Source organism: Paenibacillus sp. 276b, from assembly GCF_900107875.1.
Classification (GTDB): domain Bacteria; phylum Bacillota; class Bacilli; order Paenibacillales; family Paenibacillaceae; genus Paenibacillus; species Paenibacillus marchantiae.
In genome coordinates this window covers 13,687-25,579 of sequence record NZ_FNRR01000010.1, presented here as the reverse complement: position 1 = coordinate 25,579, position 11,893 = coordinate 13,687, and the positions used below count along the sequence as shown (strand labels likewise).

The following is an 11,893-nucleotide window of genomic DNA, read 5'->3' as shown; positions in this document are numbered from 1 at the left end:
GCTGTGTCTGAACGAAATAAAGGGGAAGACTTCCGGCTGAAGCTGAACCGTGTTCCCAAATATATATGGGTAACCCTTGGAATCACATTGCTAACCATTCTGCTTCATGCGATAGGGATTAGTGATGACCTGGTTAACGTGGGGCTAATTTATCTTTTTCCGGTATTGGTCAGTGCTGTGTACTGGGGAATGGGTCCGGCCATATATGCAGCAAGTCTTAGCGTTGTTGCCTTTGACTTCTTTTTTGTTCCCCCGTTTCTCAGTTTTACGGTTGAAGATTTGCGATATATGTTTTCTTTTATAGTGTATTTGGCAGTGGCGGTATTAACGGCGAGTCTGGCGGGGCGCCTGCGGCAGCAGCTGGAGGTAGTAAAACAACGCGAGATTACGACGAATTCGCTATATGCTTTAAGCCGTCAGATGACGGCTGTTACAGATTTGCATACTCTACTCGGCAACATTGTGAGACAAGTGTCACTGACACTTGGGGCTCCGGCGGCAATATATCTCCCGAATGCTCAAGGCGAACTTCAGGTTACCTCCTCTTCGGAGGATTCGGATTCAATAGCCTGGGGTGAAGGAGAAGCTGAAGTCGCTATTGCCAAATGGGTGTATAAACATGGCGAAATCGCCGGACGCGGCTCCTCCAGCCTGCGGGAATCGTCTGGTCTGTATGTGCCGCTGCGTACAGAAGACCAGACACATGGGGTGCTTGCTGTGAATCTGGAATCCAGTGATCTTCAGGAGCAGCGGGAAGAGCTACGTTTGCTGGAAGCGTGTGGCGGGCTGGCAGCAAGCGCCATTGCCCGTGTCAAGCTGGCTGAGGAAGCGAGACTCGCGCAAGTGACGGCTGAATCGGAACGAATTCGCACCGCTTTGCTGGACTCGGTGTCCCATGAGCTACGGACACCCCTTACGGCCATCATTGGTTCAGCTACAGGTTTGCTGGAGAATGATTCTCTTTTTACCCCGGAGGATCGAAAAGAACTGACAGGCAATATTCGGGATGGAGCGCTGCGCATGAACAGGCTGGTAACCAATTTGCTGGGCATGGTGAAGCTGGAGAGTGGCATGTTGCAGCTGCGCAGAAAATGGTGCGACGTGGGCGACATGATCGGCATTGTGCTAACCCAGGTTCAACAATTCATCCAGCACCGTCGCATTCGGGTTGAATTGCCCGATCAGCCGCCGTTTGTATCCGGGGATGAGGTTTTGCTGGAGCAGGTTCTGGTCAACGTCATCAGCAATGCCATCAAATATTCACCAGAGGACAGTGAAATCGTCATTACGGTGAAGGTGGATGATCGGCATGGACGAATGACCATTGTGGTGGCTGATTCGGGTGTTGGGATTCCGGAAGTAGAGCGCGAGCGGGTGTTTGAGAAGTTTTATCGATCCGAATCGTCACGGCATGTGACAGGTACGGGACTCGGGCTTGCCATCTGTAGAGGAATCGTCGAAGTTCACGGAGGTACGATTACCGCAGAACCGAATCCGGGAGGCGGGACGCGGGTATGCATCTGTTTGCCCACAGAGGAACCCGAAGCATCATTCCCGTATATGGGACAAGGAGAGGAAGAATGACATGACGGCACCGCAAGGCGCGCGTATATTAATTGTGGATGATGAACCACAAATCCGTAAACTGCTGAAGGTTACGCTTCAGGCGCATCAATTTGAGATTCACGAATGCGCCGACGGCGAAGAAGCGGTCATTCAGGCGAGCATTGTGCATCCTGATCTGATTGTGCTTGATCTGGGCTTGCCCGGTATGTCCGGAATGGATGTACTTCAGCGGATTCGGGAATGGTCACAGGTACCAGTCATTGTGCTGACTGCAAAGGAACGCGAAGAGGATAAAATTGCTGCACTTGATGGCGGGGCGGATGATTATGTCACCAAACCGTTTGGCATGGGGGAGCTCGTTGCCCGTATTCGGGTTGCCCTTCGCCATGTGGCCAAAACGACGGATGAGCCGGTATTGCGTTTTGGTCCGCTTACGATTGATTTGGCCCAGAGACAGGTCGATTTGGACGGATCACAAGTAAAGTTAACACCAACCGAGTATGAAATGCTGAAAGTGCTCGCAACCCATGCAGGCAAAATTATTACCCAACGCCAGCTGCTGCAACAGGTGTGGGGAGGGCATCATCATGAGTCTGACAGCCATTACTTGCGGGTATATGTCGGTCATCTGCGCAAAAAATTGCAGGAAGATCCCACGCGTCCACGTTTTATTCAGACCGAGCCGGGAATCGGCTATCGTTTTCTGCTTCAGGATTAGGCTGGGAAACAAGATGAAAGCTCAAAAAAGCACCAGCCCCTCCCTGCTGAGAGGAGACTAGAGCTTTTGAATTGCAAACAATGAACTTCTTATGACGTGTACTTCGGCAGCCAGTCGCCATGAGCTTCGATCAGTTCATCACACATTGAGACGATATCATCGATGGACAGCTCGGCAGCTGTATGCGGGTCAAGCATCGCGGCATGATAGATGTGCTCTCTTTTGCCCGTAATCGCCGCTTCAATGGTCAACAGCTGGGTGTTAATATTCGTGCGGTTCAATGCCGCGAGTTGCGGAGGCAGGTCCCCGATATACGTCGGGCTGATACCTGATCCATCAACAAGACAAGGCACTTCAACACAGGCTTCACGAGGCAGGTTGGTGATCAGTCCGTTATTCATGACATTACCGCCGATTTTGTAAGGGCGATCCGTCTCCATGGCTTCCATAATATGCGAAGCGTATTCGCGGCTGCGCGTATGTTCAATATTTTCGCTGGATAACAGCTTCTCACGCATTTCTTTCCAGCCTTCAATCTGGTTCACACAGCGGCGCGGATACTCATCCAGCGGAATGTTGAAGCGTTCGATCAGCTCGGGGTAGTTTCGTTTTATAAAATAAGGATGGTACTCGGCATTATGCTCGGAGGACTCGGTTACATAGTATCCGAAGCGCTGCATCAGCTCATAACGCACCATGTCATCATGCTGCTCTTTCTGCTTTTCCTTCGCCAGACGTTTAATCTCCGGATACAGATCCTGACCATCGCGTGTCACTTCCAGCAGCCAGGCCATATGGTTGATACCCGCAACTTTCGCGACCACACCCGTCTGATCAATCCCCAGTGCATCAAACAGATGCGGTACACACACCTGTACACTGTGACACAGACCTACGGTTTTGATTCCGCCATGCACGTTCATGACATTCGTTAGTACCGCCATCGGGTTGGTGTAGTTCAGGAACCACGCATCAGGGCACACTTCCTGCATATCCCGTGCAAAATCGAGCATCACCGGAATCGTCCGCAAATTACGGAAAATCCCGCCAATCCCGAGCGTATCGGCAATCGTCTGACGCAATCCATATTTCTTCGGAATCTCAAAATCCGTAATGGTACATGGATCATAACCGCCCACCTGAATGGCGTTAATCACATATTTGGCTCCGCGCAGTGCTTCCTTGCGGTCGGTATAAGCTTTGATGGCACATTGGCTTCCGAGCGAACGGGCCATACTGGTAAGCAAACGCTCTGAGTCGCTTAGGCGTTCAGCATCAATATCGAACAACGCCAGCTCAAAATCCTGAAGTGCTTCGGTCATCATAACGTCACCCAATACATTTTTGACAAAAACGGTGCTTCCCGCACCGAGGAACGTAATTTTGTTCATCTCAAGTTCAGCCTCCCTGAATAAATGGTGTACCTCCAATATAGGCGGATTGGGCTTATATAACTATGGCTCAACCTCTCTGAAACATGGCATAATCCCATTTTTGGATTCGCTTACAGCTAATAATTCATCTATTTACCTGTTATAATTTTAGTGAAGAGATTGCCTGTTGTGGTGAACGGAGGGAGTGTGGAATGTTGAAATTAATCGAAACGAACGTGGTTCCTATGGATTTGACGCAGATGGAATTGGTACTGTTATTTTTCGGTTGGCAGGCATGTGATCCGTCGCATTATTGGGGGCCGGGTGTTCGGGATGCCTACATTGTTCATTACATTCATGAAGGACAGGGCACTGTGTTTATGGCGGATCAACAATACGAGCTTACACAGGGTCAAGGCTTTGTCATTCTTCCGGATACACTTATTCATTATGAAGCAGATGCGAAGCAGCCATGGACTTATTCATGGTTCGGGTTCAAAGGTGTTCATGCCAAGGCATTCATGCAGCGGGCGCACATCAGTCCGGAACATCCTGTATTTGAGGCTAGAGATCGAGACACATTTGCTCGTCTTTATACGGAGATGGTTCAAGCATCAACACGTACCGGGGGAGATGTGTTCAACCAGAGCCTGCTGTACCGGCTGATCGCCGAATTGATTGCATCTTCTCCCGCAGAAGAGCAGCTGCAACGGCCACTGTCCACTAAAGAGGAATACATCAGGCAGGCCGTTCAATTTATGGAGAACAGGTATAGTCAGAGAACTTCAATTCTAGATATTGCCCGAGCCGTAGGTTTGGATCGCACATATCTGTCAGGGCTTTTTAAGGAGAGGTACGGCAAGTCATTACAGGCTTTCTTTCTCGAATACCGGATGAATCGTGCAGCTGAACTGCTGCAGCATTCAGCCCTGTCGGTTAGTGAAGTGGCCCACTCTGTGGGGTATACAGATCCATTACTTTTTTCCAAGATGTTCAAGCGTGTGACGGGGGTGTCTCCAAAAGGGTCGAGAAGCATGGAACAGGGAGATTAGTCTTCATTATGTTGTGAACCTCAAAAAATGCAAAAAAAAGGCCGCGAATCCGAAGATTCATAGCCTTATACTTTAAGGTGAAAAGACAGGAATAGCGATATGATAAAAAATCAGGCAATCGGTGTTCCGTTCGGTAATGTCTGGTCGGGGGTTAACAATACAACATCACCTTCATCAGGCACGCCGCCAAGCACCAGTACTTCGGATACAAAACCTGCAATTCGGCGCGGTGGGAAATTGACTACAGCAATAACCTGCTTACCTACCATCATGTCAGGGGTATAACGTTTCGTAATTTGGGCGCTCGAACGTTTAAGGCCAAGTGGGCCGAAATCGATGGTCATTTTAATGGCAGGCATGCGAGCCTTTGGAAAAGGTTCGGCTTCTACCACTGTACCAACGCGGATATCATGCTGTATAAACTCTTCAAAAGTAGCCATGTTGTGATGTCTCCTTTCAGCTATGGAGTCCATTATAAAATAGAAATACCCAAAAAATCCAGATTGCGCTAATCGCAACCTGGATTTTAGTGCTGATATTGTATGAGCGATGCCCGTTTTTGTCTCACTCAGACGTGAGCAGGGCATAACGCCTAATGCAGCAAAATCATGTTAAATTATGCGCCATTCCACTTTTCACCAGTCAGATATTTCTCAGTCAGGATGGATAACATCTGAATGCCGACTTCATTATGTCCACCTTCGGGAATGATGATGTCTGCATACTTTTTGGAAGGCTCGATAAAAGCATCATGCATCGGTTTGACGGTTTCGAGATATTGTTTGTACACGGATTGAATCGTACGGCCGCGTTCTTCCATATCCCGCAGTACTCTGCGCAGAATACGCACGTCGGAATCCGTATCAACAAATACCTTGATATCCAGAAGGGCACGCAGATGTTCATCGATCAGGACATGCAGTCCTTCCACAATAACGATATGGTTCGGTGCCAGTTCAACCGTTTCATCAGCGGCACGGTTATCTATGGTGAAGTCATATACGGGAGCATATGCCGTTTGTCCTTGTTTTAACAGGGTAAGATGCTCAATTAACAGATCATTATCGAATGCAAACGGATGATCGTAATTGGTGAGTCGACGTTGCTCAGGGGTGAGCTGTGACTGGTCTTTGTAATAATTGTCCTGGGATATGAAAGTCACTTTGCCCGATCCAAGACGGTCTATGACGGAGCGAGCTACCGTCGTTTTACCGGAGCCGGTTCCTCCGGCGATACCAATAATGAGCATGATTGTTCCATAAACCTCCCTAGAATGGCAGCATGGTTATGGATAAATAATGGATGAATCGGGATAGATTCAAGTCCTTACCCACATGTCTGTCTGTGAATGCACAATTCCTCTATTGTAGCACAGCAACTCACTTTTTTCACCTTAGGGAATTACCACATTTTTCTGTAGAACTACCCATCAACCTGTATCAATTTAGTCTCAACTTCGCAAATATAGGTTGTAGGATCTAGGACCTTCGATATATGATGTCGAAAGATGCCAGTTAATGGGGGGTATCTACAAATATAAAAGGAGGTGTACGTTATGAAAAAATCAAGCAAAGTCATTTCTTCCACAGTTATTGCTGCCATCGCAGCTGTATCCGTTGTAACTTCTGCTTCTGCAGCAAGTGTATCTACGGTAAATCCGGTGGGGTCTTCAGCTATTGATCTGAGCAGCATGGATATCGAAACAGCTTTGATGATGGTTCAGCAAGAACGCACGAAATTGCTGGATATCCAATTACAGGCACAAATTCAAGAAGTTCAAAATCGAAATCAAGCGATTGCAGAGCTGAACGCACAATTGCAGGCAGCTAATCAGAATGGGGATACTGCCCAAGCTCAAAAACTGAAAGGCCAAATCGATGCGTTGAGCAACTCACAACAAATGGATATGCTGCGTTTGCAGTCTTTGTCCAACAAACGCAATGAAGCCTTTGATGTGATGACTAACTTCATCAAGAAAATGCAGGATTCAAGATCGTCTATCATCGGAAACATGCGCTAGGAATGTAAAAAAAAGAGCGAAGACGGAATGCATTTCCGACACTTCGCTCTTTTTGTATTCTACTATTTACAAGGTTGCGTATGTTGCATCAACCCAGTCTGGAGTTATCCCGACCAGTCGCGGCGCCGGGTGAACAGATCCTTCAGCTCATCCGTCGACAGTTCGGTAATCCAGTTTTCAGAACTGGTGATAATATTGTCGCTGAGCTGCTGTTTACTCTCCAGCATCTCGTCAATGCGTTCTTCAAGTGTGCCCAGCGAGATGAACTTGTGTACCTGAACATCCTTCGTCTGTCCCATCCGATAGGCGCGGTCTGTAGCCTGATTTTCCACGGCAGGGTTCCACCAGCGGTCAAAGTGGAATACATGATTCGCTGCGGTCAGGTTCAAGCCCACGCCGCCTGCTTTGATGGATAGAATAAAGACCGACGGCTGCTCTGCCGGAGGCAACGTCCGGGACTGGAACTCATCAATCATGCGATCCCTTCCAGTCTTGGACGTACCCCCATGCAGATATAGCACAGGTTCCTGCAACTCCTGTCTCAATACTTGTTGCAGCATCTGTCCCATGCCGATGTATTGTGTGAAAATCAGGCACCGTTCGCCCTCATCCCGTAGTTCGCGGACCAGTTCCATCAGTCGTTCCAGCTTCGCGGAGCGACTGATCAGCATGGCCATATCCTGTGGACTGTACAGGTCATACTCTGTTACAGAGCCTTCCGAGGAGATCGTTTCCGGCAAGGCTTCTTTGGTCAGCAGCAGGGGATGATCACACAACTGCTTGAGCTGGGTTAAGGCAGACAGAATCGCACCTTTGCGCTTGATGCCTTCCAGCTCTTTCATTTTGTCCATCAGTTCCTGAACGGACTGGTCATACAGTGCACTTTGCTCACCCGTAAGGTGAATGTAGGTTTTCATCTCATTTTTGTCCGGCAGATCGAGTTGAATATTCGGATCTTTCTTCTTGCGGCGCAGCATGAATGGCTTCACGAGCTGCTGCAAATCTTGCATGCGTTGCTCGTCCTTATCCTTCTCGATCGCACTGATAAAGCGAGTCTGAAATGCCCGCGCGCTGCCCAAATAGCCTGGATTAATAAAATCATAGATGGACCACAGCTCGGACAGCCGATTTTCAATCGGCGTACCAGTCAGTGCAATACGGTGTTTTGCCGGGAAGCTGCGTACTGCCATGGACTGCTTCGTTTGGGCATTTTTAATATTTTGCGCCTCATCCAGACAGATGGATGCCCACGTATATGACTGCAACATCTCTTGATCCAGAGTAGCTGTTGCATAGGAGGTAATGATGATATCTACCTGTTCAGTCTGTTCCCGGAACTCTTCTCCGCTCAGTCTTCGTGCCCCGTAATGCAAACTGACGTTAATTGAAGGCGCGAAGCGGCTGATTTCTTTTTGCCAGTTTCCCAATACGGAAGTGGGGCAGACGAGAAGGGCCGGGGCCTGCCCAGGCAAGCGCTGCTCATGCTCTTTGAGATGAAGTAAATACGTAATGAACTGTATCGTTTTTCCCAGTCCCATGTCATCCGCAAGACAAGCCCCGAGACCGAATCTACGCAGGAATCCAAGCCATGCGAAACCTTCTTTTTGATAAGAACGCAGCTCAGCATGCAATCCTTCCGGAATAGGCAGGGAAGGAGCGCCGCCTTGCCCGCCGCCAAGCTGTGCAATTACCCGGTTCAGGTGTTCGTTCAGTTCCACCTCAAGTCGAATGTTCTCGTTGGATTGTGGCTGTTCTTCTTCCTCTTCTTGTCCTTCCTTGCGTTTCTGGTTGCGATATTCTCGCTGCTCATTATGCAGCAGATGCAGGTGCAGAATATCCTGAAACGATAGCCCCTGTTCCTGATCCACACCGCCCATGGCCCGGCGAATCTGCTCAAGCAAGGCCGGATCAAGGGGAACCCATTCTCCACGGAAGCGGACCAGCCGTTCATTACGGGCTACGAGATCAGCGAATTCTTCCTCGCTGAGATCCGTATCCCCAATCGCAATACGCCAGTCAAAATGAATGATCGAGTCCAGTCCAAAGAACGACTGTCCCCGTTCACTGCCTTCCTCCGGTTTCACCTTGGCACGCAGCTTGGGTTTCTTCTTGCGTGCAGCTTCCCACCAACCCGGAAGCAGCACTTGCCAGCCAGCTTCGAGTAGTCGTCCGCTGTCTTGCGTCAGGAACAGCCAAGCATCCTGATCTTCCAATGGATCACTGAGCACATCCCGACTGCCACTGATAGCGCGGCGAATTCGGGGCAGATGTGCACGCAGCTGCTCCAGCCATCCTCCCGAACGATCAAGGATGAACGGCGTCCACACGTCAGGCCATTCACCTTCCAACCGGCCACGTGAATCCAGCCTCACGGGAACGAGTACGGCTGCATCCAGTTTGTTCTGCAATACCAGCCGTAGCCGCCAAGCCGGTTCATCATCTTCCGGCTCCAGCAATTGCAGGAGTGGACGGAATGGGGCTGCGTCTGCTTTCCAGCCGATGGACACCAGCCAGGATTGGGCATCCATGCCGGCTGTTTGCGGAGCTGTTCCGCTTTGTGGAAACAACTGCGGGAATTCTCGCCGCAGATCGGTGGCCGCTTCCTCCGTACTGTACCATCGCTGGAACACGGAAGCGGAAAAGGCAGCACTCAGCCCTTCGGCGTAGCTCTCATCCGTTTGTTCCAGAGCTTTGCCAAGAGTGGTGCGATCCTGCTTTTTCAAGCTGTCCGGGTCCCAGGTCCATTGCAGTTGTCCGGTACGAAATGCGGTGAAGCTAGGGATGTATTTACGATTCTCAATCGATGCTGCGAGTACCGGGGCCAGCCGGATCAAATGCTCTGCCTGCTCGTCCCATTTCCATTCTATGTGTAGAAGGGTGTTCATTTCGCTGAAGAAAGGAATCACTTCTTCCGCAGGCAGTACGACCAGTTCAATTTCTTCGATCTGTCTTGTTTCAAGTTCTGTACCGTAGAAAGAAGGGGCATGCCAAGCAAATAATCGCTGCTTGAGTGATTGTCCCGATACAAAGTGATGGGTGTTCAGCGCTCCATAGAACAAGGCGTCCCCGTATCCTGTCAATGCAACATGGACCTCAATTGTTTCGGTGTAAGGGTGCATTAGGCTCATGAGATCAACTTACCTTTCCGAAGCTCTTCCTGCAGGGCGCGCAGTCGGCTGTTGCGAACAGCCAATGTGGTGATAAACTGCTCCCAATGTTCTTCCTGCTTCAATTTTTTATAAATTTTGGACAGACGCTTCAACAGTTTCACTGCTGCTTTGTATCCGTCCCTGTTTTTGTGTCCGATATAACGATCCACTGCTTGATGGTAGAAAGGCAAAAGCAGTTCGGGTGCATCCTTTTCAATCGGCTGTAGCACCGCTACCCGGAATTCTAGCGGCTCTGTCTCCGTGCTCAGTTGAAAATCAATCCACCGCCGCCACTGTCCCCGGGAATGCATTGCTTCTTCATAAGCTGGCCGGGAATGAGGCAGCATGCTGACCAATGTGTCCCACATGCGGTGCTCTACATCAGGAAGATGATGAATGGCTGTGTCCCACAACTGCATGTAATCATTCAGAGGGGAGTTCCGTCGGTTCGCGAGCAGAGGTCCGAGCTGTACTAACCACTCGCCTAGCCGTTTCCAGTCTGAAGAATCTGCAAGCACATGAAGAAAATGCAGCAGATGCTCCGGCGGGATGCCATATGCCGAGCCTCCGCTAATCAATCGCTGCCAAGCCTGATCATCTTGTCCCAAATGGAAATACATCCAGCTCTGCGCCAATACCAGCGGCAAGGGCAGAGTGACAGATTTAATCGGCGCATTGCGCCCGTTTTCCGTTAGATTCGATACGCTCAGCACGCTCTCACCAGGTTTGGCGGGTTTGGAAATAGCAGTCAGTCCGTTTTCCATTTCCTGTAGAAACGCCAGCTCTGACTCTAGCGTTTTCCGGTTTTCCTGGAGATGAGGCACGATCCAGTTTAACCAAAGCTGTCGATACATCGGGGTGAAGAACATCATGCTGGATGTCTCGGATATCATCTGCATACGCAGGTAAGATGAGGTTTCCTCAAGCCTTTTCCAAAGTTGTTCAAGCTTCGTGCCCTTCAGACCTGAGAGATCCAACGGACGGCTAAAGATCTGTTCCAGTCCTTTCTGGAGCGCATCCACGGCAAGTTGAGCAGGATAGCTCAGATACACCGGTGTATGTGTGATTGAATTGCGGCCAGGCACACAGAAGCGAATCAGGTGCAACTGAACATGCAGCTCAAATAACTGGTCCATGCCAGCGGATAGCTTAGGTTTAATGGAATAGAGCTCGTCCGCTGCGGCCTGCACATACGATGTACTTGGCGTGCCTATCCCGAGTCGTTTCAGGCATGCCCGAAACAGCTCATGCCATTCCGTGATTTCAAGTTCTGCAAGTTCCGTTGCACGTTCCTTGATCTGGCTATACTGGTTATCAGGGATGGTGAGATCCTCTTCGTGCGCTGCGTAATCCGAACGTCCTGAAGTCGCCATAGCAGCAGGTTTTGGAGCCTGTTTCAGTGCAGTACTGGAGTGAGCATTGACGATGCCATGTACGGGTCGCCCCAGTTGCTCCGCATAACTCATTAGAACGGCTATCATATGTTTGCAATGAGATCCTACCGGACAGGTGCAGTGACTGGTGTTCAACGATTGCAAGCTCAGGGTTACTTTATAATCATCGGAGCCCTGCACTTCAGCCAAAATTCCGTTTTGTTCAGTGAAGGTTAATGTTCCGACGCGTTTCTGTTTATAATATTGAAATCCGCGCATAATCGTCAGGTTGTTAAAATGTTCAGCGACCTGCCTGATCAGCTGTTGCCACTGCGCATCATCCATGTTCATGTCAATAGGTATGTTCATCATTCCATCTCCTGGGGAAATCATAGGTTCAGTAATCACCACGTCTTGACGTAATGGTGTACATTTCATGTATCCATCATATCAGTTATCATGTGCTCCGTGCATCGGTTCTGAGAACTTGGATGGGACTTTTTAATAGGTGAAACCCAAGAGTACCGATCTCTATTTTTTACCATAAACCATGCATAATAGGCTCGTCTTGTGTATGCTTATCGTATGTATTCCTTTCAGGAACGATGCAGGCCGGGATTCGGCTTAATTTTAAACAACAGG

At 49.4% G+C, this 11,893-nt stretch carries 9 protein-coding genes; 4 read left to right on the top strand and 5 right to left on the bottom strand.

Annotated features, from left to right (window positions below; all coding sequences use genetic code 11):
- The first annotated feature begins 3 nt into the window (after positions 1–3).
- Both BLV50_RS29320 and BLV50_RS29315 read left to right on the top strand, forming a co-directional pair.
- Positions 4–1,584, top strand: coding sequence for an ATP-binding protein (locus BLV50_RS29320; RefSeq protein ID WP_256338075.1), 1,581 nt, complete (start codon positions 4–6; stop codon positions 1,582–1,584).
- 1 nt (position 1,585) lies between these two features.
- Positions 1,586–2,284, top strand: coding sequence for a response regulator (locus BLV50_RS29315; RefSeq protein ID WP_090811463.1), 699 nt, complete (start codon positions 1,586–1,588; stop codon positions 2,282–2,284).
- A gap of 89 nt (positions 2,285–2,373) precedes the next feature.
- Here the strand turns inward: BLV50_RS29315 and BLV50_RS29310 are convergent, their stop codons facing one another.
- Positions 2,374–3,675: an alpha-glucosidase/alpha-galactosidase gene (locus tag BLV50_RS29310; RefSeq protein WP_064641282.1), complete on the bottom strand. Its 1,302-nt coding sequence runs from the start codon at positions 3,673–3,675 to the stop codon at positions 2,374–2,376.
- A gap of 194 nt (positions 3,676–3,869) precedes the next feature.
- On the opposite strand from BLV50_RS29310, the gene BLV50_RS29305 reads away from it, so the two are divergent.
- Positions 3,870–4,709, top strand: coding sequence for an AraC family transcriptional regulator (locus BLV50_RS29305; protein ID WP_063566445.1), 840 nt, complete (start codon positions 3,870–3,872; stop codon positions 4,707–4,709).
- A 110-nt stretch (positions 4,710–4,819) separates the two neighbouring features.
- On the opposite strand, the gene csaA is transcribed toward BLV50_RS29305, so the two are convergent.
- Both csaA and udk read right to left on the bottom strand, forming a co-directional pair.
- Positions 4,820–5,149 carry a chaperone CsaA gene (gene csaA, locus BLV50_RS29300; RefSeq protein ID WP_063566444.1) on the bottom strand — a complete coding sequence of 110 codons (330 nt, stop codon included), beginning with the start codon at positions 5,147–5,149 and terminating at the stop codon, positions 4,820–4,822.
- A 176-nt stretch (positions 5,150–5,325) separates the two neighbouring features.
- Complete coding sequence (udk, locus tag BLV50_RS29295) at positions 5,326–5,958, bottom strand: uridine kinase (protein ID WP_063566443.1); 633 nt, start codon at positions 5,956–5,958, stop codon at positions 5,326–5,328.
- A 306-nt stretch (positions 5,959–6,264) separates the two neighbouring features.
- Between udk and BLV50_RS29290 the strand changes: the two genes are divergently transcribed.
- Positions 6,265–6,729 (top strand): hypothetical protein, encoded by a 465-nt coding sequence (locus BLV50_RS29290; RefSeq protein ID WP_090811461.1) that lies wholly within the window; start codon positions 6,265–6,267, stop codon positions 6,727–6,729.
- Between the two features lie 104 nt (positions 6,730–6,833).
- Here BLV50_RS29290 and BLV50_RS29285 read toward each other — a convergent pair whose 3' ends face one another.
- On the bottom strand, positions 6,834–9,848 hold the full coding sequence (locus BLV50_RS29285) for a DEAD/DEAH box helicase (RefSeq protein ID WP_090811692.1): 3,015 nt from the start codon (positions 9,846–9,848) through the stop codon (positions 6,834–6,836).
- Positions 9,849–9,853: 5 nt separating this feature from the next.
- Positions 9,854–11,620, bottom strand: a complete 1,767-nt coding sequence (locus BLV50_RS29280) for an SWIM zinc finger family protein (RefSeq protein ID WP_218135450.1) — start codon at positions 11,618–11,620, stop codon at positions 9,854–9,856.
- Positions 11,621–11,893: the final 273 nt, after the last annotated feature.

Coding starts and splice junctions, on each gene's coding strand:
- BLV50_RS29285 (WP_090811692.1), bottom strand. CDS start 9,848: ATGCACCCTTACACCGAAACAATTGAGGTCCATGTTGCATTGACAGGA.
- BLV50_RS29315 (WP_090811463.1), top strand. CDS start 1,586: ATGACGGCACCGCAAGGCGCGCGTATATTAATTGTGGATGATGAACCA.
- BLV50_RS29290 (WP_090811461.1), top strand. CDS start 6,265: ATGAAAAAATCAAGCAAAGTCATTTCTTCCACAGTTATTGCTGCCATC.
- BLV50_RS29310 (WP_064641282.1), bottom strand. CDS start 3,675: ATGAACAAAATTACGTTCCTCGGTGCGGGAAGCACCGTTTTTGTCAAA.
- udk (WP_063566443.1), bottom strand. CDS start 5,958: ATGCTCATTATTGGTATCGCCGGAGGAACCGGCTCCGGTAAAACGACG.
- csaA (WP_063566444.1), bottom strand. CDS start 5,149: ATGGCTACTTTTGAAGAGTTTATACAGCATGATATCCGCGTTGGTACA.
- BLV50_RS29280 (WP_218135450.1), bottom strand. CDS start 11,620: ATGAACATACCTATTGACATGAACATGGATGATGCGCAGTGGCAACAG.
- BLV50_RS29305 (WP_063566445.1), top strand. CDS start 3,870: ATGTTGAAATTAATCGAAACGAACGTGGTTCCTATGGATTTGACGCAG.